Raw genomic sequence first — 21,548 nt, 5'->3', positions numbered from 1 at the left:
GACCTCACACGGGCCGGGCCAGCTCCTCGTTCATCGAGGCGAGCACGGCGAGCTGGGCGGGGGTGACGAAGGACGGGTTGCTGCCGGCAGGCATCCGCAGGACCTCCAGCGACGACAGGTCCGGGCGCCCCAGGAGCTCCGCGCGCAGGAGCGGCTCCTCGAGCGGCACGAGCCACGCGCCGAGGGTCTCCGGGGTCAGGGCACGAGCTGCGGCAACCACGCCCTGAGGGTGGCACACCGTCGACGGGACGGGCCGAGGCTGGGAGCCTGCAGGGGTGAGCGAGTGGTTCCTGCCCGAGTCGGAACGCCCGTGGACGTCCGGCAACCTGGTGGTGCCGCGCGTGCACGGCGCGGAGTACTTCGCCCGCCTCGTCGAGCTGATCGAGGCCACCGGTGCCGGTGACCGGGTCTTCTTCACCGACTGGCGCGGCGACGCCGACGAGAGGCTGACCGAGGACGGCCCGACGGTCGCGGAGCTGCTCCGCGCGGCCGCCGGACGGGACGTCGAGGTGCGCGCCCTCATGTGGCGCTCGCACCCCGGGCAGCTCAACGGCGAGGAGAACGGACACCTGGGACGGATCATCAACGAGTGTGGCGGCGAGGCGCTGCTCGACGAGCGGGTCAAGTGGGGCGGCTCGCACCACCAGAAGCTGTTCGTCGTACGCCGCAAGGGCCGGCCCGAGGAGGACGTGGCCTTCGTCGGCGGGATCGACCTCTGCTACAGCCGGCGCGACGACGCCGAGCACGGCGGCGACCCTCAGGCGGCACCGCTCGACGACCGGTACGGCGACGCCCCGCCCTGGCACGACGTGATGGCCGAGATCCGCGGCCCGGCCGTCGCGCACGTGCTCGACACCTTCACCGAGCGGTGGGACGACCCGACGCCGCTCGACCACCGCAACCCCTACCGGGCGGTCGCGCACCGGGTCGTGCGGATGCCTCGCCGCCCGGAGCGGCTGCCGGAGCGCTGGGACCCGCCGCCTGCGGCCGGCCGGCACCAGGTGCAGGTCCTGCGCACCTATCCCGCGAAGCGCCCGCGCTACCCCTTCGCTCCCGACGGCGAGCGATCGATCGCGCGGGCCTACACCCGGGCCTTCCAGCGCGCGCGTCGGCTGATCTACATCGAGGACCAGTACTTCTGGTCCGACGTCGTCGCCGGCACGCTCGCGGATGCGCTGCGCCGCGAGCCCGACCTGCAGGTGATCGCGGTCGTCCCGCGCTTCAGCGAGGACGAGGGCCGGTTCGGGGGCCCGCCTGTGCACTACGGCCAGCGGGTGGCCTGGGACCTCCTGCGCGAGGCGGGCGGCGACAGGTTCAGCATGTTCGACCTCGAGAACGCCGCAGGTACGCCGATCTACGTGCACGCCAAGGTCTGCATCGTCGACGACGCGTGGATGACCATCGGCTCCGACAACCTCAACCTGCGCTCGTGGACCCACGACTCCGAGCTGACCTGCGCGATCGTCGACCCCGATGGCGAGCTGCCGCGCGGCCTGCGCACCTCGCTGTGGGCCGAGCACCTCGGGATGCCCGACGACGAGCGCCTCGCCGACGTCGACGACCCGATCGGGCTGTGGACCTCACGCCTCGGCGCACCCGGCAGCCGGATCAGCCGGCACGAGCCGCCCCGGCTGTCACGTCGTACGGCGCTGTGGGCCGGGCCCGCCTACCGGCTCGCCTACGACCCGGACGGCAGGCCGCGGGCGCTGCGGGGCACCTCGGAGTTCTGAGCCGCCTCGGTCACGCGCTCCGGCAGCAGGAAGCGCGACACCACGAGGAGCCACACGGTCGCGAAGACGAGGCTGGTGAGCACGTCGGTCGGGTGGTGCGCGCCCTGGTAGAGCCGGGAGGGCGCGACGACGAGCGGCGCGAGGAAGAGCGGCCACGTCCACCTGCGCCAGCCCGGCGCGACCGCCGCGACCCAGAGCGCGATGCCGCCGTAGACGACGATCGAGGTGGCCACGTGCCCCGACGGGAAGCTGTGGTCGGGGATCAGGCCGGGGTCGAGGATCTTCACCGGCGGCCGGTCGCGGGTGACGAGGTGGGTGACGATGACGTAGAGCGCCAGGTAGCCACCGACCAGGACCGTGAAGTAGACGACGGGCCGCCACGATCGCAGCCGCCAGGCGGCCAGGCCGGCCACCACCACGGCGATCCCGACGCCGACGATCGTGTCCGCGATGCCGCTGCCGATGGCGGCGGCCACGTCGAGGTCGGAGGTGCGCTCGGCGGCGATGCTGCGCTCCACGCTGTCGTCCCACGGGTCCACGCTGCCCTCGAGCGGCCCGGTGATGAGCCAGCCGACCGCCAGCACGGCCAGGACGAGGACGGCCCATGCGGCCGCGAGGGTGCGTGCCACCGCACGGTGGCTCGTCGAGTGCGTCACGAGCAGAGCCTGCCTCAGCCTCCCCCCGGGTCGTCCACCCCCCAAGGCCAGTTTCAGCGCCGGAGCAGGAGCGCCGAGTCGCCGAACTCGTGCCACAGGTAGCCCTCTGCCACCGCGGCGTCGTACGCCGCCTGGGTGAGCCCGCGACCGGCGACCGCCTCGACGAGCAGGAGGTGCGAGGCCAGCGGGTCGTGCCAGCCGGTGACGAGGCCGTCGACCACGCGCGGCGGGTCCGCGGGCGTGACGACGCGGTCGGTCCAGCCGCGGCCGGCCACCACGTGCCGCCCGGACACCGTCGACTCCACTGCGCGGGTGGCGGTGGTGCCGACGGCGATCACCCGTCCGCCGTCCGCGCGTGACCGGTTGATCAGCCGCGCGCTCGCGGGTGGCACCTCGAACCACTCCGGGCCGGGTGCCTCGCCCGCCTCCTGCGACGAGACCCCGGTGTGCAGCGTCACCGGGGCGACCTGGATGCCGGCGGTCACCAGGCGGGTGACGAGGGAGTGGGTGAACGGCCGTCCGGCCGAGGCCATCTCCGCGCTTCCCGGCCGCGTCCCGAAGACGGTCTGGTAGGCGTCGAGCGGGTAGCGCCGGTCGAGGTAGCCGTAGGCGATCGGGCGCCCGTTCCAGTCGAGCTGGCGGTCGAGGTCGCCGCGGACCGTTGCCCGCCAGAGCCGGTTCCCGCGACCGCTCGGCGACGACGGCGCGCCACCCGGCCACGGCTCGCGCAGCACGAGGCGTACGTCGCCCACCACCACGACGCCACCCTCTCGGGCGTCGAGGACCGCGCGCGCGGCGTCGGGTGCGGTGCGCAGCTCCACGACGCGGTCGCCGTCCTCGAGCCGGTGCGCGACGTGGAGCACGACCGCCTCACCGTCGAGCGTCGCGTCGACCTCGGCGTTCACCGTGGCCGAGGTGTTCACCACGAGCACGTCGCCGGGGTGGAGGTGCTCGGGAAGGTCGCGGAACCTCACGTGGTCGATCCCGTCGGGCGTGCCGACGAGCAGCCGCACCTTGTCGCGCGCGAGGCCACGCTCCTCGGCCGGCTGGGGCGCGAAGTCCGAGGCGGAGAACCGGGTGTGCGGGGTCTCGCGGAGCTGTGTCGTTCGCAGGCGGGTCATCCGAGGTCCTCCGCGCGGTAGCGACCGGAGGCCGGGCGGTCCTCCGCGGGGCCCTGGACGAGGGTGAGCAGCCGCGGCACCACCGACTCCGGCAGCGGCCGGTCGGAGATGTCCTCGCCCGGGAAGGCGTCCTGGTGCATCGCCGTGCGCATGTCGCCGGGGTCGACGGCGTAGCCGGTGAGGCCGGCCTCGGCGGCGTAGGTCAGCGTGACGTGGTCGAGCGCAGCCTTGCTCGCGCCGTAGAGCCCCCAGGTCTCGTAGTGCTGGACCGCGGCGTCCGAGCTGATCGACAGGAGCACGCCCCCGGCCTCGCGCAGCCACGGCAACAGCGCCGAGGTCAGCACGAGGGGGCCGCCGATGTTCGTGCGCCAGACCTGCTGGAGGTCGGCGATCTCGACCTCCGCGAGCGGACGCATCGGCAGCGGCCCGAGCGTGCTCGCGTTGTGGACCAGCAGGTCGAGCCGCCCCCGCGCCCGCACCTCGGCCACGAGCCGGTCCCGGTGGTCGGCGTCGGTGAGGTCGCCGACCACCACCGTCACACCGTCCGGGAGGTCCGCCTCCTTGAACTTCGTCTCGCTCCGGCCGTCGGTCAGCACGTCCCAGCCGGCTGCGACCAGTGCGTTCGCCAGTGCGCGCCCCAGGCCCGTGGATCCTCCGGTGACGAGAGCCACCCGCGTCATGTTCGTTGTCATGGCACGATGGTTCAAGTTCAAGTGAACTTGAGTTCAAGGGGTGCTGATGGATCCGCGTGACCTGCTGCCGATGGGCGAGATCTCACGGCGCAGCGGGTTCGCCGCGTCAGCCATCCGCTACTACGAGGCGGAGGGCCTCATCGAGGCGCACCGCTCGGGCGGTGGGCAGCGTCGGTTCGAGCGCAACGTGCTCCGCCGCCTGGCCTTCATCAGGGCCGCCTCCAACGTGGGACTCACCATCGAGGAGATCCGCGACGAGCTCGCCCGGCTGCCGGGCAACCGCACGCCCACCAAGGCCGACTGGCACCGCATCTCGCAGCACTGGCGCAGCCGGCTGGACGACCAGATCGCTGCGCTGGAACGGCTGAAGGGCGGCCTCGACAGCTGCATCGGCTGCGGGTGCCTGAGCCTGCGCTCGTGCGCCTTCTCGAACGCCGGCGACTGGGCCGCCCAGCAGGGCCCGGGCGCCCAGCTGCTGCCCGACACGCTCCGCAAGCCGCACCCCACCCGACGCACGACGGACTAGTCAGGACTCGCGGAACGACGCCTCCAGCGCGTCGAGCACAGCGTTGCGCTCCCGCAGCGCGATGCGCTTCATCACCGGGGTCGCGGTGCCGTAGATCCCGTAGGTCTTCAGCTGGGCTTGGTGACGCACGAGCGTCTCGCGCTCGCCCACCGACGTCAGCGTGTAGCCCGGCCAGCCCTCGGCCAGGGTCGCTCCCCACGGGGCCTTCTGCCACCAGTGGTAGACCAGCCGCTCGGGCCGGTCGAAGGTGACCACCTCGCCGGGCGCCTTGCCGAAGAGGGTCGAGTCCTCGTAGGTCGTGCCGACACCGGTCGGCCCTGGCGACGTCGTGCGAGAGGAGCGCCGGATGCTGCCCTTGCGGGGGAGCCACGTGTTGTGACCCTCCACGTCGGCGAGCCTGTCGAAGACGTCGGCGATCGGCGCCTTGATCGTGCGCTGGAGGTCAAGCTCGGCTTCGCCCATCGGGCCATCATCGACCTCGCAGGGACACCCGGTCCAGCAGCGGATCGTTGGGAGGATGTCCTGCATGACCACCGACGACCACGAGATCCGCACCGGCCTCGCCGCCACCGACGTCGACCTCGACCTCGTCCACCGGTGGCTCAGCACCGATGCCTACTGGTCGATGGGACGCTCCCGCGAGGCCGTCGGGACCGCCGCCGAGAACTCGCTCAACTACGGCGCCTTCACCCGCGATGGACGGCAGGTGGCCTACGCCCGCGTGGTCACCGACCGGGCCAACTTCGCCTGGCTGTGCGACCTGTACGTCGACCGTCAGCACCGCGGACAGCGGCTCGGCACGCGTCTGGTGGCGGCGGTCGCCGAGCACCTCGACGCGCTCGGCGTGAAGCGCACCCTGCTCGCCACCCGCGACGCGCACGGGGTCTACTCCGGCTTCGGCTTCACGCCGCTCCCGGACCCGACGATGTGGATGGTCAGGACTCCTCCCCCAGCTCAGGCGTAGGGGTCGGTCACCTCGCGCAGCCTGGCCAGCGCGGCGCGCAGCTGGGCGGTCATCCGCGGACCGAGGTGCTCGGCCCACTCCTGCTCGACGCCGATGACGACCTGCATGGCCTCCTGCGCGGCGGCCCTGCCGCGCTCGGTGAACCGGATCAGGCGCGCCCGCCCGTCCGCCGGGTCCGGCACGCGTTCGACCAGGCCCTGCCGCTCCAGTGCGACCACCAGCTGGCTCGCGGTCTGCTTGGTGACCTGTGCGCGCTCGGCGAGGTCGGTCAGCCGGGAGCCCTCGTCATCGATCCGCTGGGCGATCCGCGACTGCGCGGCCGTGATGTCGTAGCCCGCAGCGCGCATCGCGGTGAGGACGCGTTCGTCCATCGCCCGGTAGGAGACGTACATGAGTGTCGCGAGATCCATCGCACCCCTTGACGTGGTCAGCCTCACTGACCAATATGGTCAGTATCCCTGACCATTATAGGGGCACTCATGGCCAAGCTCCCGCCCGTCCGCGTGGTCCGCGCCGCGACCTCCGTCCGGACCGCACTGCAGTCGCTGACGCGCCGGATGGTGCCTCCCGAGGTCGACCTGCTCGAGCTGGTGTCCGGGTTCATGGCGACCCACACCGTGTACGCCGTCGCCCGCCTCGGCGTCGCGGACGCGCTCGCCGACGGTCCCCGGCCGGCGGCCGAGGTGGCGGCCGGGCTCGGCACCGACGCCGACGCGACGTACCGCCTCCTGCGAGCCGCCGCGGCGCTGCGCCTGCTCCGCGAGGACGCGGGCGGACGGTTCGCGCTGACGCCGCTGGGGGCGACGCTCCGTGCGGACCGGGACGACTCGATGCGACCCGTCGTGCTGATGATCGGCGACCCGGCCTACCAGGTGGTCTGGGGCCGGCTGTGGGAGTCCGTGACGACAGGCGCGCCGAGCGCCGAGGCGGCGCTGGGCGTGCCCATGTGGGAGTACCTCGACCGGGACCCGCAGTTCGCCGCGGCGTTCAACGACGCGATGACGCGCCTGTCCGCCCTCGACTGGCCGACGGTCGAGGCGGCCTACGACTTCACGCCGTTCTCGACGATCGTCGACATCGGCGGCGGTCACGGCCAGCTGCTCGCCCGGATGCTCGGCGCCGCTCCTGCTGCCACGGGAGTCCTCCTCGAGCGCGAGTCCGTGATCGCCGGGGCCGAGGCGCACCTGCGCGAGGCCGGGGTCCTCGCGCGGTGCCGCCTCGAGGCGGGGTCGATCTTCGAGACCGCGCCCGACGACGGCGACCTCTACGTCCTGCGCCGGGTCCTGCACGACTTCGACGACGACCGGGCGACCGCGATCCTGACCACTCTCAGGCGGCACATGCCCGACGGCGCCACGCTGCTGCTGATGGAGAGCGTCGTCCCGCCGGGCAACGACCCGCACTTCGCCAAGTCCCTCGACCTCGACATGCTGGTCTTCGTCGGCGGCCGGGAGCGGACCGAGGCCGAGCTCGCCACGCTGCTCCACCGCGCCGGCTTCCGGACGACCCGCGTCGTACCGACGATCTCGACCATCTCCTTGGTCGAGGCCGAGGCGAGGAGGTGAGCGATGGACCTGCTCGCCCAGCTCGCCGCAGGGCTCTCCGCCGTGGTCCTGCTCGCGGTCGCGCCGGCGCAGGCACGCTCGTGGGACTGTGGATGGTCAACCGCGTCGACGCCGACACGGGCACCACGGTGGTCGTGGTCGCCTGCGTCTACATGTTGCTGGCGTCGCTCGCCATGGGGCTCGCGGACCTGCTCGGCTACTGGCTGCCACGCGGGGGCAGCATCCGCGGGACCGTGGCGTCAACCGTGCTGCCGGCCGTCGCACTGGTGGTGATCGCGGTCTAGCCGACCTCTCGCGGCGCGAGCCCGGGCAGGAGGTGCTCGAGGACGCCGACCTCGTTGTGCACCACCCAGGCCCGCGCCATCGCCTCGGGGAAGACGCGGGACGTCAGGTAGTGGTTCGCCGGCGTCATCAGCCGCGAGCCGGACCCCAGGTCCATGACGCTGACGTAGTGGGTGCCGTCGCGACCGGCCGACCAGGTGTGCTCGAGCTGGAACACCTGGATCCCCGCCACGCGGCGCACCAGGCGGATGCCGGTGGCGTCGAGCTTCTCGACGCGCTCGACCGAGTCGACGTAGCAGTCGTCCCTACGGCCGAACGCCTCGACGATGCGGTAGCGGGCACCCTCCGCGGCGCCGCCACCCGGCGCCGGGCGGGCCAGCTCCCAGCGGATGTGGTCGAGCGGGTGCCACGCCAGGTAGCCGGACATCTCCTCACCGGCGTAGGAGATCGGGTCGCCGATGTGCTGGAACCACCAGAGCAGCATGCCCGGGGTGACCCCGGCGAGGGGCTCGTGGTCGATCGTGACCCGCATCCGGCGGTGCGGCAGCCGGCGGATGGTGCTGCGGGCGGGGTCCGCCGTGCGCAACGGGTGCACGATCGGGCGCGGCGGGGGGAGCGGCAGGCGGGCCATGCCCCACGGTAGAGCCTCGCCACGGTGGGGGTCAGCCGAGCGCGCCCAGCTCCTCGGCGTCCTCCGCCAGGTCGATGCGCGCGTACTCGGTCAAGACCGTGCCACCGCCCGCGAAGGAGGAGCGGAGGAGCGTCAGGTGGTACGGCAACCAGTTCGGGCCGCGGTGCTCGACCTCCGACCCCGCGATCTCTGCGGGGACCGCCGAGCCGTCCTCCATCTCGATCGAGCCGAGGGCCAGCTCGCTGCGGAAGCTGCGGCGGTCGAGGTAGAGGCGGTGCCTCTCGGCGACCTCGTTGACGTTGCGGTGGATCGCGCGCAGGCCGTCGAGGTCGCCCTCGAGCTGGGCGGTGACGTCGAACGGATCGTCCGTGCCCACGACCAGCCTGCCGACGCGCACCACGGGAGACGGCCAGCTGGCGGCCGCGGTCGCGAGGGACTCGGCGAGGGCTGCGGCGTCGGGGGTGGTGAGGTTGCCGAACTTGGCCACCCGCAGGAAGACGGTCTCGGGGTCCACCGGCACCAGCCTGGCGGCGGGCGGCACGACCGGGTCGGGCCGGCTCCGGCCCAGCAGCCGGTCCACCAGTCCCGGCTTCGGCAGCTCGGGGGGCGCCGGCGGCGGCGGGGCGAGGTCGCGTGCCGCCTCCAGAGCGGCCCGGACCACGCCCGGTGGCGGGACGATCACGGCGTGGAGCTGCATCGTTACCTCTGCGGTGGCGACCGGGCTCGGTTGCCACAGTCTTGAGAATGTCTTAACAGTAGGCCGCCGCGCGCTCCTGCACTGGTCAACCGACAACTACGCGGCGCCGGGGCTCCACAGCGGCCCCCTCCACGAGTCGGCGTACGACGTCGGCGCAGCCGCCGCACCCTGTGGTGGCGCGGGTCCGGTCGGCGCACTCCGCCACCGAGGCGCAGCCCCGGATCGCCCCTGCCGTGACCCCCGCGCAGGCGCACACCTCGGCCTCGTCCGGGAGCGGGAGCTGAGCACCGGCGGCCTCGGGAAGCAGCAGCTGACCGGGCTCCTCGGGGCCGAGGATCGTGCCGCGGTCGTAGAGCTGGGTGACCAGCCCGACGCGCGAGAGGTCACCGACCAGCTCGGCGGCCACGACGCGGCCGCCGTGGACGACGAGACGGCGGTGGGTCCCGGCGATCGGGTTCGTCACCTCGACCACCTCGCCCTCCGCGGTCCTGGGGTACCCGAGCACGGCGACGTCGAGCCCGGTGGCACGGAGGCGGGCGACGCTGCGGGTGCCGTCGTACGCCGCCGCCTGCCCGCGCACCACGCGGGCGAGCACCTCGGCCTGCTCCCACGCCGGCGCCACGTTGCCGGTCGTCCGCCGCCGGTGCTCCGCGCAGTCGCCGATGGCGTGGATCCGGTCGTCGGTGACGCTGGCGAGCGTGCCGTCGACGACGACACCGCGACCGACCATCAGCCCGGCCCGTCGCGCGAGCGCGGTCGACGGCCGGCCGCCGGCGGTGAGCACGACGAGGTCGGTGGCGAGCAGGGCACCGTTGTCGAGCACCAGCCCCTCGTCGGTCAGCCGCACGGCGCGCGCCCCGGTGTAGACCTCGGTCCCGAGCCGGCGCAGGTCGCGGGCCAGGACCCGGCCGGCCTCCGCGCCGAGGTGTGCGTGCATCAGGTGGTCGGCCCCCTCGACGACCTCGGTCAGCACGCCGCGCACCGCCAGCGCCCTGGCGACCTGGAGGCCCAGCAGCCCGCCGCCCACCACGACGGCGCGCCGCGCCCCGGACAGGGAACCATCCAGCCGGCGGCAGTCGTCGAGGCTGCGGAACGGGTGGACGCGCGGGTCGAGCGTGCCGTCACGCCGGACCAGGCCCCGGATCGGCGGCAGGGTGGGGATCGACCCGCACGCCAGGACGAGGCGGTCGAAGGCGACCCGTTCCCCATCGACGAGCACAGCCTCGGACGCGTCCCGGTCGATCTCGAGGACGCGCGTCCCCAGGCGCAGGTCGATCCCGCGGTCGGCGTACCACTGCGGCGACCGCAGGGTCAGCGCCGATGCCGGGTGCGTGCCCTCGAGGACCGCGGACAGCAGGATGCGGTTGTACGGCGGGTGCGTCTCGTCGGCCAGGATGGTCAGCTCGACGTCGGCCCCGACCAGCTGCTCGGCCAGCCGGACGGCGGCCATCCCACCGCCCACCACGACCACGCGCTCAGGCATGGGCCACCTGCGCTGCGCAGACCTTGAGCTCCGGCATCCGCGAGACCGGGTCGAGCGCGTCGTTGGTCAGGCGGTTGGCGCCGACCCAGTGGAACGGCACGAACACGGTGTCCGGCCGGATCGTGGTGACGACGCGGGCCGGCGCGGTCATCGTGCCCCGCCGGGTCGACACGCGGAGGTCGTCGCCGTGGGCGACGCCGATCCGCCCGGCCAGGAGCGGGTGCAGCTCGACGAACGGGCCGTCGTCCGGCAGGGCGCGGACCCGGCGGGTCTGGGCGCCGGACTGGTAGTGCGCCAGCACGCGCCCGGTCGTCAGGTGGACCGGGTAGTCGGCGCACGGCTGCTCGGCGGCGCCACGGTGCTCCACGACGAGCATCCGGGCGCGTCCGTCGGGGTGGGCGAAGGACTCGGCGAAGAGGCGCTCACCGCCCCAGAAGACCCCGCCCTCGTCACGGATGCGGTCGTAGGTGATCGCCGAGTAGTCGGCCGCACCACCGGCCGAGGCGCGGCCGAGCTCGGCGAAGACCTCCTCGGGGTCGGTCGAGAACGGCACGTCGGACAGCCGCGAGGCCAGCCCGGCGATGACGTCCAGGTCCGACCGGACGCCGCGCGGCGGGGTGATCGCCCGCTGGCGCAGCACGACCCGGCCCTCGAGGTTCGTCATGGTGCCGGTCTCCTCGGACCACTGCGTCACCGGCAGCACCACGTCGGCCAGCGCCGCGGTCTCCGACATCACCACGTCGCCGACGACCAGCAGGTCCAGCGCCTCGAGGCGTGCGGTGACGTGCGAGGCACGCGGTGCGCTGACCACGATGTTCGAGCCGAGGACCAGCATCGCCGACGGACCGCCCTCGGTGCCGAGGGCGTCGAGCAGCTCGTACGCCGACCGCCCGGGGCCGGGCAGCGAGTCGGGGTCGACACCCCACACCGCCGCCACGTGCGCACGAGCCGCGGGGTCGTCGATCCGGCGGTAGCCGGGCAGCTGGTCGGCCTTCTGCCCGTGCTCGCGGCCGCCCTGCCCGTTGCCCTGCCCCGTCAGGCAGCCGTAGCCGGCGCCTCGCCGCCCCACCATGCCCAGCGCGAGGGCGAGGTTGATCCAGGCCAGCACGGTGTCCGAGCCGGTCGAGTGCTGCTCGGCGCCGCGCGCGGTGAGCACCATGACGCGCGGTGAGCCGGTCAGCAGCGCCGCCAACGCCCGCACCTCGGTCGCCTCGATCCCGGTCACGCGTTCGACCCGCTCGGGCCACCACGCCGCGACCGACTCGCGCACCTCCGCCCAGCCGGTGGTCCGGGTGGCGAGGTAGTCCTCGTCGACCGCGCCGGCGGCGACGAGGAGGTGCAGCACCCCGAGCGCGAGGGCGAGGTCCGTCCCCGGCACGGGCTGCAGGTGCAGGTCCGCGCGGTCCGCGGTCGGCGTACGACGCGGGTCGACCACCACGACCCGGCCGCCCCGCTCGCGCAGCCGGTCGAGGTGGCGCGCCGCCGGAGGCATGGTCTCGGCGAGGTTCGACCCGACGAGCACCAGCACGTCGGCCTCCTCGACGTCGGCGAGCGGGAACGGCAGGCCGCGGTCGACACCGAAGGCGCGGATCCCCGCGGAGGCGGCGGACGACATGCACCAGCGGCCGTTGTAGTCGATCTGCGAGGTGCCGAGGGCTGCCCGCGCCAGCTTGCCGAGCGAGTACGCCTTCTCGTTGGTGAGGCCACCGCCGCCGAACACCGCGACCGCGTCCGGCCCGCCGCGGGCCTGGGCGGTGCGGATGCCGTCGGCGACCCGGTCGAGGGCGTCGTCCCACGAGACCGCGGACCACTCCCCTGTCGTCCGGTCCCGCACCAGCGGCGAGGTCAGCCGGTCGCGGCTGCCGTGGAGCCCGGCTGCCGACCAGCCCTTGCGGCACAGTGCGCCCTGGTTGACCGGGAACTCCTCCCATGCCGACACCTCGGGCGCACGCCGCCCGCCGGGGGCGACGCCCAGGCGCATGCCGCACTGGAGGGAGCAGTAGGGGCAATGCGTCTGGGTCTCGGTCATCAGATCTCCGCGGCCGCCAGGCCGTGCGCGCGCACCGGGCGGCGGAGGTAGAGCGCCCAGGTCAGCACCGCGCACCCCAGGTAGTAGGCGGTGAACACGGCGAAGGCGGCCCGGGTCGCGGACAGGGGGTCTGCCACCCACGGAGCGGCGAAGGCCAGCGGCACGAGGAAGCCGCCCACGGCCCCGACGGCGCCGATCACGCCGAGCGCGGCGGACGACTGCCGGGTGGCGGTCGTGAGCGCGGCCGCGCGCGACGTCGTACCGGGGACCGTCGCACGCTCGGCCTCTGCCTTCCAGATCGCCGGGATCATCTTGTAGACGGACCCGTTGCCGATCCCGGTGGCGGCGAAGATGCAGAGGAAGAAGCCCAGGAACAGCGGGAACCAGGCGGCGTTGTCCGTCGCGACCGCAGGGTCGGCCGCCGGGTTCGGGGTGAGCCGGCTGACGGTCCACAGCACGCCGAGGGTGAAGAGGACCATCGCCGCAAACGCCCCGAGCGTCACCCGGGCGCCCCCGAGCCGGTCGGCGAGCCAGCCGCCGAACGGGCGGGTCAGCGAACCGACCCCGGCGCCGAGGAAGGCGTAGAAGGCGAAGTAGACGCCGGTCCCGAGCGGTGCCGGCTCGGGCACCCAGAAGTTGAGCTTGATCAGCAGCGGCATGGCCGCGGAGTAGCCGATGAAGGACCCGAAGGTGCCGATGTAGAGCAGCGACAGCAGCCACGTCTGCCGCTGCCGCACGACCTGCAGCTGCTCGCGCGGGGAGGACGTCACCGTGCTGAGGTTGTCCATCCGCAGCCACGCGGCCGCGGTGGCGAGGAGCGCGAGCCCCGCATAGACGTACGCCGCCCGCTCGAGGTGGATGCCACTGCCCGAGGCCTTCACCAGGCCGAAGACCCCGGCGCCGCCGACCATGACCGGGAGCAGCAGCTGGATCAGCGAGACGCCGAGGTTGCCGCCGGCGGCGTTGAGGCCGAGCGCGGCGCCCTTGCGGTCGGAGGGGTAGAAGAAGTTGATGTTGGCCATCGACGAGGCGAAGTTGCCGCCACCGACGCCCGCCGTGGCCGCGATCAGGCAGAAGACCCAGTAGGGCGTCGACGGGTCCTGGACCGCGTGGGCGAAGAGCAGCGTCGGCACCAGCAGCATCGCGCCGCTGACGATGGTCCAGTTGCGCCCGCCGAACTTCGGCACCGCGAACGTGTAGGGCAGCCGGAGCAGCGAGCCGACGAGGTTGGGCAGGGCGACGAGGAGGAAGAGCTGCTGCGGGGTGAAGGTGAAGCCCTGTGCCAGCAGGAAGGCCGAGGACACGCTCCAGATCAGCCAGACGGAGAACCCGACGTGCTCGGCGAAGATCGACCACACCAGGTTGCGACGGGCCACCGCCCGGCCGGTGGTCTCCCAGAATTCCGGGTCCTCGGGGCGCCAGTCGTCGATCCAGCGGCGGGTGCGGCGGCTGCGGGGGTCGGCTGTCTGCGTGCTCATGCCGACGATCGTCGTCAGCGCGTGTGTCCGTCACCGTGCCGCGACGGTGGCGCAGCCGTCACGTTCTCCTCACGGCCTCACGCAGGTGGGTGCCGGGCCGACCGCTCGTCGTGCCACACCGACCGCTGGGCGCGCCGCCGCACCCATCGATCGCCCCGAGGCGGTCGCCCCCTCCCCCGCGACCCGTGCACGGTGTCACGGTGACGGCGGTCACATCCCGGTGACCGTTCGCCCGGAAAGGACCTGTCGTGACTCAAGACGCCCACGATCAGGCCGCGCGCCACGACCCCGTCTACGACGAGTTGTCGGCCCGGCCCGAGTTCGCGGAGCTGCGTTCGCGCTATCGCCGCTTCGTCATCCCGGCGACCGCCGCCTTCCTGGCGTGGTACGCCCTCTACGTCCTGATGTCGATGTTCGCCCACGACTTCATGAGCACCAAGGTCGTCGGCAACATCAACGTCGCCCTGGTCTTCGGCCTCCTGCAGTTCGTCACCACGTTCGCCCTGGCCTGGCTCTACAGCCGCTACTCCAACGCCAACCTCGACCCGCTCGCCCGCCAGCTGACCGACGACTACCACCGCACCCTCGACGGTCGCGCCGACAACGGAGGTCGCTGACATGGAAGGCCACCAGATCCTCACCACGGCGCTGTTCCTCGGCGTCGTCGCCCTGACCGTCGGCATCACCATCTGGGCCAGCCGGAACTCCTCCGGCGCCGCCGACCACTACGCCGGTGGACGCAACTTCTCGGGCCTCCAGAACGGCCTGGCCATCGGCGGCGACTACATGTCGGCGGCCTCGTTCCTCGGCATCTCCGGTGCCATCGCCCTCTCCGGCTACGACGGCTTCCTCTACTCGATCGGGTTCCTCGTCGCGTGGCTGGTCGCACTGCTCCTCGTCGCCGAGGTGCTGCGCAACTCGGGTCGCTACACGATGGCCGACCAGCTGGCCTACCGGATGAAGCAGAAGCCGGTGCGCATGGCAGCGGCGACCTCGACCGTCGTCGTGTCGATCTTCTACCTGCTCGCCCAGATGGTCGGCGCGGGTGCGCTCGTCGCCCTCCTGCTCGGCGTGGAGAGCGAGGCGCTGAAGAACCTGACGATCTTCTTCGTCGGCGCGCTGATGATCTTCTACGTCACGGTCGGCGGCATGAAGGGCACGACCTGGGTGCAGATCGTCAAGGCGGTCCTGCTGATGGCGGGATCCGCGCTGATCGTGGTGATCGTGCTGGCGAAGTTCGGCTTCAACCTCTCCGAGCTCCTCGGCACCGCCGCCTCCAACAGCGGCAAGGGTGGCGCCTTCCTCGAGCCCGGCCTCAAGTACGGACCGGAGCTCCACAAGAAGATCGACTTCATCTCCCTCGCCATCGCCCTGGTGCTCGGCACCGCGGGCCTGCCCCACATCCTGATCCGCTTCTACACCACGCCCACCTCCCGCGACGCCCGCAAGTCGGTGCTGTGGGCCATCGGCCTCATCGGTGCGTTCTACCTGTTCACGCTGGTCCTCGGCTTCGGTGCCGCTGCCCTGCTCGACAAGGACGCGTACGCCGAGGTGGCTGCCTCGGGCGGCAACCTGGCCTCGCCGCTGCTGGCCGAGGCCGCGGGTGGTGGTCCGGGCTCGACCGGAGGCGCGGTCCTGCTGGCCCTGATCGCTGCCGTCGCCTTCGCCACGATCCTGGCGGTGGTCGCGGGCCTCACCCTCACCTCCTCGGTGTCGGTGGCCCACGACATCTACAACTCGGTGCTCAAGGACGGCAAGGCATCGGAGACCGAGGAGATCCGGGTCTCCCGGATCGCCGCGGGCGTCATCGGACTGATCGCGATCGTGCTGGCCATCCCGGCCCAGAAGCTCAACATCGCCTTCCTGGTCGCGCTGGCCTTCGCCGTGGCGGCGAGCGCGAACCTCCCCGCGATCATCTACAACATGTTCTGGCGGCGCTTCAACACCCGCGGCGCCCTCTGGAGCATCTACGGCGGTCTCGTCTCGTCGGTCGGGCTGGTGATCTTCAGCCCGGTGGTCTCCGGCAAGGGCCTGGACCCGGTCAGCGGCAAGAACCTGTCGCTGCTGCCGGCCGACATCGACATCTCGTGGTTCCCGCTGGAGAACCCCGGCATCGTGTCGATCCCGCTCGGCTTCCTCCTCGGCTACCTCGGCACCATCTCCTCGAGGGAGCCGGCAGCCGAGGAGCGTTACACCGAGCTCGAGGTACGCGCCCTCACCGGAGCGGGCGCCGAGCAGGCCGTCCAGCACTGACCCACACCCCCGTGACCCCTTCGCCGAGCCGGAGTAGGTTCGGCGAAGGGGTCGCCCCCCTTCCCACGCACGTCCCCCCGCACGAGGAGAGAGCCCCCTTGTCCGAGAAGACCCAGTCCGAGCAGACACTGTCGAACCTGATGCAGGAGGACCGGCGTTTCGAGCCCCCGGCCGACCTGGCCGCGAACGCCAACGTCAAGGAGGAGGCCTACGACCGCGCCGACGCCGACCGCGAGCGCTACTGGGCCGAGGCGGCCGACCGCCTCGAGTGGGGCCGCAAGTGGGACCAGGTCCTCGACTGGTCCAACCCGCCGTTCGCGAAGTGGTTCGTGGGCGGCACGATCAACGCCTCGGTGAACTGCGTCGACCGCCACGTGGCGGCGGGCAACGGGGACAAGGTCGCGATCCACTGGGTCGGCGAGCCTGACGGCGACACCCGCGACATCACCTACGCCGAGCTCAAGGACGAGGTGTCCAAGGCGGCCAACGCGCTCACCGAGCTCGGCGTGAAGAAGGGCGACCGCGTCGCGATCTACATGCCGATGATCCCCGAGGTCGTCGTCGCGATGCTGGCCTGCGCCCGCCTCGGCGCCCCGCACACCGTGGTGTTCGGCGGCTTCTCCGCCGACGCGCTCGCCTCGCGCATCACCGACTGCGAGGCCCACGTCGTCATCACCTCCGACGGCGGCTACCGCCGCGGGTCGGCCAGCGCGCTCAAGCCGGCCGTCGACGAGGCCGTCGAGAAGACCGGCGACCTGGTGCGCCACGTCCTCGTCGTACGTCGTACGGGCCAGGACGTCGGCTGGGACGACTCGCGTGACGTGTGGTGGCACGACGCCGTCGACGGCGCCTCGGCCGACCACGAGCCGGAGATGCACGACTCCGAGCACCCGCTCTACGTCATGTACACCTCAGGCACGACCGGCAAGCCGAAGGGCATCCTGCACACGACCGGTGGCTACCTCACCGGGACGTCGTTCACGCACTGGGAGGTCTTCGACCTCAAGCTCGAGACGGACGTCTACTGGTGCACCGCCGACGTGGGGTGGGTGACCGGCCACAGCTACATGGTCTACGGCCCGCTCGCCAACGGCGCGACCCAGGTGATGTACGAGGGCACGCCCGAGAAGGGCCGCTGGTGGCAGATCGTGCAGGACTACAAGGTCACCATCCTCTACACCGCTCCCACCGCGATCCGCACCTTCATGAAGCAGGGTCGCGAGATCCCCGACGGCTACGACATGTCGTCGCTGCGGCTGCTCGGATCGGTCGGTGAGCCGATCAACCCGGAGGCCTACGTCTGGTACCGCGAGGTCATCGGCGGCGACCGCTGCCCGATCGTCGACACCTGGTGGCAGACCGAGACCGGCCAGATCATGATCAGCCCGCTGCCCGGCGTCACCGCGGGCAAGCCAGGCTCGGCGATGAAGGCGCTGCCGGGCATCGCGGCCGACGTGGTCGACGACGAGGCCCAGTCGGTCGGCAACGGCAACGGCGGCTACCTCGTGCTCAAGGAGCCGTGGCCGGCGATGCTGCGCACGCTGTGGGGCGACGACGAGCGCTTCAAGGAGACCTACTGGTCGCGCTGGAAGGGCCTCTACTTCGCCGGCGACGGCGCCAAGCTCGACGACGACGGCGACATCTGGCTCCTCGGCCGGGTCGACGACGTGATGAACGTGTCGGGCCACCGCCTCTCCACCACCGAGATCGAGTCGGCGCTGGTCTCGCACCCGAAGGTCGCCGAGGCCGCCGTGGTGGGTGCTGCCGACGAGACCACCGGCCAGGCTGTGTGCGCCTTCGTCATCCTGCGCGACTCTGCGGGCGACGGCGGCGAGGACATCGTCGAGGAGCTGCGCAAGCACGTCGCCAAGGAGATCGGCGCGATCGCCAAGCCGCGCCAGATCATGGTCGTGCCCGAGCTGCCCAAGACCCGCTCCGGCAAGATCATGCGCCGCCTGCTCAAGGACGTCGCCGAGCACCGCGAGGTCGGCGACGTGACCACCCTCGCCGACTCGACGGTCATGGACCTGATCAAGGGCAAGGAAGGCTCGGCTGCCTCCGAGGACTGAGTCCTTACGGACCGAGGAACAACCGACCGACCCGGCAGGAACCTCCTGCCGGGTCGGCTAGTTTCGGCGAGGTGAGCGCCTCCCCCCGAGCCGAGGTCGCCGTGATCGGCGGCTCCGGCTTCTACTCCTTCCTGCCCGCTGCGACCGAGCACGCCGTGACCACGCCGTACGGCGACCCGTCCGCGCCGGTCGCGGTGGGCGAGGTCGCCGGTCGGTCCGTCGCCTTCCTCCCGCGGCACGGCCGCCACCACGACCACCCCCCGCACGGCATCAACTACCGCGCCAACGCGTGGGGGCTGCGCTCCCTGGGGGTCCGGCAGGTGCTCGCGCCCTGCGCCGTCGGCGGGCTGCGCGACACCGTCGCGCCGGGCGACCTCGTCGTCCCCGACCAGCTCGTCGACCGGACCCACCGCCGGGTCGGGTCGTTCGTGGAGTCGGGCGCGGTGCACCTGCCGTTCGCCGACCCCTACTGTCCCGGGGTCTCGGCGGCGCTGGCAGCCGCGGACGCCGGCGTGCGCACCGGCGGCACGATGGTCGTCGTCGAGGGCCCGCGCTTCTCCACCCGCGCCGAGTCGCGCCACTACGCCGACCAGGGGTGGGACCTGGTCAACATGACCGGGGCGCCCGAGGCGGCGCTCGCCCGCGAGATGGGGCAGTGCTACGCCTCCCTCGCGCTCGTCACCGACATGGACGCCGGCGCCGCGTCCGGCGACGGCGTGGGCCAGGAGCAGGTCTTCGCGCTGTTCCGGCAGAACCTCGAGCGCCTCACCGGCCTCCTCACCGCCGCGATCGAGGCCCTCCCCGACCCGTCCGGCTGCACCTGCGGCACCTGGTGGGACGACGTCGCGCTCACCTACGAGGTGCCGGGCCGATGAGGGTCCTGCTCACCGGGGCCGCCGGCTTCATCGGCTCCGCGATCGCGCGCCGGCTCGTCGAGGCCGGCCACGAGGTCGTCGCCGTCGACCTGATGCTGGACTCCGCCCACGGCACCACCGAGCCCCCGCCGGGGGTGCACCGCCTCGATGTCCGGGACGCGGGGTCACCGGAGTGGACCGCCCTGCTGCGCGGCAGCGACGTGGTGTGCCACCAGGCCGCCCTGGTGGGGGCCGGGGTCCGCGTGGGCGACCTGCCGTCGTACGCCTCGCACAACGACGTCGGCACCGCCTCGCTGCTCGCCGCGATGCACGAGGCGCAGGTCGACCGGCTGGTGCTGGCGTCGTCGATGGTGGTCTACGGCGAGGGCCGCTACACCTGCACCGAGCACGGCGACCAGCAGCCGCCGCCCCGCGCCGTCGGGGCCCTCGAGTCGGGCGACTTCGAGAACCACTGTCCCGCCTGCGCTCGTGCGCTCGCGTGGGGCCTCGTGCCGGAGGACGCACGGCTCGACCCCCGCAGCAGCTATGCCGCGAGCAAGCTCGCCCAGGAGCACTACGCCTCGTCGTGGGTGCGGCAGGCGGGGGCTGCCGCGATCGCGCTGCGCTACCACAACGTCTACGGGCCGGGGATGCCCCGCGACACCCCCTACTCCGGCGTGGCGGCGATGTTCCGGTCCTCCCTCGAGCGCGGAGAGGCGCCCCGGGTCTTCGAGGACGGCGGGCAGGTGCGCGACTTCGTGCACGTCGACGACGTGGCCCGCGCCAACGTCCTGGCACTCGAGGCCGTCGCGTCGGGCACCACGCCCCGCTGGGCGGCGTACAACGTGTGCTCCGGGCGACCGGTCACCATCCTCGACGTCGCGACGCGGGTGGCGGAGGGCACCGGGCGGGCGATCGACCCGGAGGTGACCGGCGGCTTCCGGTCAGGGGACGTGCGGCACGTGGTCGCCTCCCCGGCGCTGGCGGCCCGCGAGCTCGGCTTCACCGCGTCGATCAGCCCCGACGACGGGCTCCCCGCGTTCGCCACGGCACCGTTGCGGGCCTGAGACTCACCACGTCGTGTAGAGCAGGTGCTGCACCAGCAGCGCCGTGGCGACCTGGAGGCCCAGCCCCCAGCGGCGCCAGCCGCCGGGCAGCAGCGCGAGGGTCAGCGACAGCCACGGCACGAAGGGCAGCCAGATCCGCTCGACCTCGGCCTTGGACATCCGGCTGAGGTCGGCGGCGACGACGGACGCCAGCGCCGCGAGACCCAGCACGGACAGCACCCGCGCCTCACCGCTGTGGCGGCGCGCGGCGACCGCGACGCCTGCGCCCAGGAGCGGCCCGGCCGAGACGAGCAGCGCTCCGAGGTTGCCCCACGCCCAGTACGCCGCCGGGCGGGTGGCCGCGATACCGTCCCAGTAGCGGTCGACGAGCACCGGGTAGGCCGCCCACCACGAGAAGCCGAGCCCGGCGAAGCCCAGCACCACGGCCAGCGCCGCGGCCGCGGCGAGCGGCAGTGACCACCACGACCGGGCGAGCCAGAGCACCGCCAGCGCGGGCAGGCCGAGCAACGGCAGGCCGTAGGAGCTCATCACGCACCAGCCGAGCAGCAGCCCGGCCACCACGGCCCAGCCGACGAGACCGCGTCGAGAGGGTGCAGCTGCGGAGGCCGCCAGCGCGGCCAGGCCCCAGGCGGCGCACGCGGTGAACACCGCGTCCGCGGACACGGCGAGGTACACCGCCGCCGGTGAGAGCACCAGGAAGGGCGCGGCGATGCGGGCACCGCGGTCGAGCCCGAGCCGCCGCAGGGTCACCAGCGTCGCGGCGGGGATGCTCGCCGCCACCGCGACCACGACCAGCCCCGCGGCGAGCGGGCCGCCGAGGCCCACCCGCACGAGTGCGACGAAGAAGAGGACCGCTCCGGGCGGGTGCCCGGCGAGGTGGGTTGGCCAGTTGTCCTGATGGGCCCTGGGGATCCGGTCGACGTACTCGCGGAGCATCGCCGGCACGTCCGTGATGCTCCGGGCGGTGATCAGGTACTCGTGGTCGTTGGTCATCACCCGGGTGAGCCCCGACTCGCCGTCCACCAGGGCGAGGGCGAGCAGCCAGACCAGAGCCGCGACGTAGGACGCCACGAGCACGCGACGCCACGACCAGCGCAGGGCCCACTGCTCGGCCCGGGCGACGCCGACCACCGCCAGCAGCAGGGCCGGGAGCGTGCCCACCCCGACGGTGGCCTGCCAGTAGCCGTGCGTGGGAGGAGCGCCGAGCATGTCGCTGCGGGCGTCGACGTCCCATCCGGTCAGGGGTGGCACGGCGAACGAGGCGACCAGGACGACCAGCCCGACGACGAGCCCGGCCATCGCGGGGCGGGCCATGGGTGACGTGCCCGCGGTCTCCTCGCTCATGCGTGGCAGCCTAGGGACGACCGGGCGCGACCGGCGCTCGGCGGCCGGACGTCACGAGTTCGTAAGGACGCGGACCATCGAGTTCGGGGCCGCCCGTCACTAGCGTC

Annotated in this window: 22 protein-coding genes; 10 read left to right on the top strand and 12 right to left on the bottom strand. The window is 72.9% G+C overall.

Going from position 1 to position 21,548, the window contains the following annotated elements; translation table 11 throughout:
- Positions 1–4: 4 nt before the first annotated feature.
- Positions 5–220 (bottom strand): hypothetical protein, encoded by a 216-nt coding sequence (locus tag ASC64_RS20500; protein ID WP_056909397.1) that lies wholly within the window; start codon positions 218–220, stop codon positions 5–7.
- A 55-nt stretch (positions 221–275) separates the two neighbouring features.
- Between ASC64_RS20500 and ASC64_RS20495 the strand changes: the two genes are divergently transcribed.
- Positions 276–1,730: a phospholipase D family protein gene (locus tag ASC64_RS20495; RefSeq protein WP_056909396.1), complete on the top strand. Its 1,455-nt coding sequence runs from the start codon at positions 276–278 to the stop codon at positions 1,728–1,730.
- On the opposite strand, the gene ASC64_RS20490 is transcribed toward ASC64_RS20495, so the two are convergent.
- From ASC64_RS20490 to ASC64_RS20480, 3 genes are read right to left on the bottom strand one after another with little or no spacing between them, the layout of a single operon-like run.
- Positions 1,679–2,386, bottom strand: coding sequence for a phosphatase PAP2 family protein (locus ASC64_RS20490; RefSeq protein ID WP_056909395.1), 708 nt, complete (start codon positions 2,384–2,386; stop codon positions 1,679–1,681). The genes ASC64_RS20495 and ASC64_RS20490 overlap by 52 nt on opposite strands.
- Before the next feature lie 53 nt (positions 2,387–2,439).
- Complete coding sequence (locus ASC64_RS20485) at positions 2,440–3,507, bottom strand: S-adenosylmethionine:tRNA ribosyltransferase-isomerase (protein WP_056909394.1); 1,068 nt, start codon at positions 3,505–3,507, stop codon at positions 2,440–2,442.
- Positions 3,504–4,199, bottom strand: coding sequence for an SDR family oxidoreductase (locus ASC64_RS20480; protein WP_056909393.1), 696 nt, complete (start codon positions 4,197–4,199; stop codon positions 3,504–3,506). The genes ASC64_RS20485 and ASC64_RS20480 overlap by 4 nt, the downstream gene beginning before the upstream one ends.
- Positions 4,200–4,245: 46 nt before the next feature.
- Between ASC64_RS20480 and soxR the strand changes: the two genes are divergently transcribed.
- Complete coding sequence (gene soxR / locus ASC64_RS20475; protein WP_056909454.1) at positions 4,246–4,725, top strand: redox-sensitive transcriptional activator SoxR; 480 nt, start codon at positions 4,246–4,248, stop codon at positions 4,723–4,725.
- On the opposite strand, the gene ASC64_RS20470 is transcribed toward soxR, so the two are convergent.
- The gene (locus ASC64_RS20470; protein ID WP_056909392.1) at positions 4,726–5,187 is read right to left on the bottom strand and encodes an SRPBCC family protein; all 462 of its coding nucleotides are present in this window, start codon (positions 5,185–5,187) and stop codon (positions 4,726–4,728) included.
- Between the two features lie 64 nt (positions 5,188–5,251).
- Between ASC64_RS20470 and ASC64_RS20465 the strand changes: the two genes are divergently transcribed.
- Positions 5,252–5,689, top strand: coding sequence for a GNAT family N-acetyltransferase (locus tag ASC64_RS20465; protein ID WP_056909391.1), 438 nt, complete (start codon positions 5,252–5,254; stop codon positions 5,687–5,689).
- Here the strand turns inward: ASC64_RS20465 and ASC64_RS20460 are convergent.
- Positions 5,680–6,099, bottom strand: coding sequence for a MarR family winged helix-turn-helix transcriptional regulator (locus tag ASC64_RS20460; protein WP_056909390.1), 420 nt, complete (start codon positions 6,097–6,099; stop codon positions 5,680–5,682). The two genes, ASC64_RS20465 and ASC64_RS20460, sit on opposite strands and share 10 nt — an antisense overlap.
- 69 nt (positions 6,100–6,168) lie before the next feature.
- Between ASC64_RS20460 and ASC64_RS20455 the strand changes: the two genes are divergently transcribed.
- Complete coding sequence (locus ASC64_RS20455) at positions 6,169–7,254, top strand: methyltransferase (RefSeq protein WP_056909389.1); 1,086 nt, start codon at positions 6,169–6,171, stop codon at positions 7,252–7,254.
- Positions 7,255–7,334: 80 nt separating this feature from the next.
- Positions 7,335–7,538, top strand: coding sequence for a hypothetical protein (locus ASC64_RS20450; RefSeq protein WP_235563855.1), 204 nt, complete (start codon positions 7,335–7,337; stop codon positions 7,536–7,538).
- Here ASC64_RS20450 and ASC64_RS20445 read toward each other — a convergent pair.
- The 5 genes from ASC64_RS20445 to ASC64_RS20425 form a co-directional block, all read right to left on the bottom strand.
- Positions 7,535–8,167, bottom strand: coding sequence for a hypothetical protein (locus tag ASC64_RS20445; RefSeq protein ID WP_056909387.1), 633 nt, complete (start codon positions 8,165–8,167; stop codon positions 7,535–7,537). The genes ASC64_RS20450 and ASC64_RS20445 overlap by 4 nt on opposite strands.
- A 31-nt stretch (positions 8,168–8,198) precedes the next feature.
- Positions 8,199–8,864, bottom strand: a complete 666-nt coding sequence (locus tag ASC64_RS20440; RefSeq protein WP_056909386.1) for a hypothetical protein — start codon at positions 8,862–8,864, stop codon at positions 8,199–8,201.
- 85 nt (positions 8,865–8,949) lie between these two features.
- The gene (locus tag ASC64_RS20435; protein ID WP_056909385.1) at positions 8,950–10,347 is read right to left on the bottom strand and encodes an FAD-dependent oxidoreductase; all 1,398 of its coding nucleotides are present in this window, start codon (positions 10,345–10,347) and stop codon (positions 8,950–8,952) included.
- Complete coding sequence (locus ASC64_RS20430; protein ID WP_056909384.1) at positions 10,340–12,376, bottom strand: molybdopterin oxidoreductase family protein; 2,037 nt, start codon at positions 12,374–12,376, stop codon at positions 10,340–10,342. Before ASC64_RS20430 ends, ASC64_RS20435 begins: the two co-directional genes overlap by 8 nt.
- A complete protein-coding gene (locus ASC64_RS20425; RefSeq protein ID WP_056909383.1) occupies positions 12,376–13,854 on the bottom strand; it encodes an MFS transporter in 1,479 nt (492 codons plus the stop codon). The genes ASC64_RS20430 and ASC64_RS20425 overlap by 1 nt, the downstream gene beginning before the upstream one ends.
- A gap of 248 nt (positions 13,855–14,102) precedes the next feature.
- On the opposite strand from ASC64_RS20425, the gene ASC64_RS20420 reads away from it, so the two are divergent.
- The 5 genes from ASC64_RS20420 to ASC64_RS20400 all read left to right on the top strand — a co-directional run bounded on the left by ASC64_RS20420 (position 14,103) and on the right by ASC64_RS20400 (position 20,097).
- Complete coding sequence (locus tag ASC64_RS20420) at positions 14,103–14,471, top strand: DUF485 domain-containing protein (protein WP_056909382.1); 369 nt, start codon at positions 14,103–14,105, stop codon at positions 14,469–14,471.
- 1 nt (position 14,472) lies between these two features.
- A complete protein-coding gene (locus ASC64_RS20415; protein ID WP_056909381.1) occupies positions 14,473–16,107 on the top strand; it encodes a solute symporter family protein in 1,635 nt (544 codons plus the stop codon).
- Between the two features lie 140 nt (positions 16,108–16,247).
- On the top strand, positions 16,248–18,176 hold the full coding sequence (acs, locus tag ASC64_RS20410; protein WP_056909453.1) for an acetate--CoA ligase: 1,929 nt from the start codon (positions 16,248–16,250) through the stop codon (positions 18,174–18,176).
- Positions 18,177–18,247: 71 nt separating this feature from the next.
- Positions 18,248–19,051, top strand: coding sequence for an S-methyl-5'-thioadenosine phosphorylase (locus tag ASC64_RS20405; protein ID WP_056909380.1), 804 nt, complete (start codon positions 18,248–18,250; stop codon positions 19,049–19,051).
- A complete protein-coding gene (locus tag ASC64_RS20400) occupies positions 19,048–20,097 on the top strand; it encodes an NAD-dependent epimerase/dehydratase family protein (RefSeq protein WP_056909379.1) in 1,050 nt (349 codons plus the stop codon). The genes ASC64_RS20405 and ASC64_RS20400 overlap by 4 nt, the downstream gene beginning before the upstream one ends.
- 3 nt (positions 20,098–20,100) lie before the next feature.
- On the opposite strand, the gene ASC64_RS20395 is transcribed toward ASC64_RS20400, so the two are convergent.
- Positions 20,101–21,441: a hypothetical protein gene (locus ASC64_RS20395; protein ID WP_235563854.1), complete on the bottom strand. Its 1,341-nt coding sequence runs from the start codon at positions 21,439–21,441 to the stop codon at positions 20,101–20,103.
- Positions 21,442–21,548: the final 107 nt, after the last annotated feature.

Origin of the sequence: Nocardioides sp. Root122 (assembly GCF_001425025.1) — a bacterium.
Taxonomy (GTDB): Bacteria; Actinomycetota; Actinomycetes; order Propionibacteriales; family Nocardioidaceae; genus Nocardioides.
The sequence above is the reverse complement of the archived record's forward strand: the minus strand, read 5'-3'. Positions and strand labels throughout refer to the sequence as shown.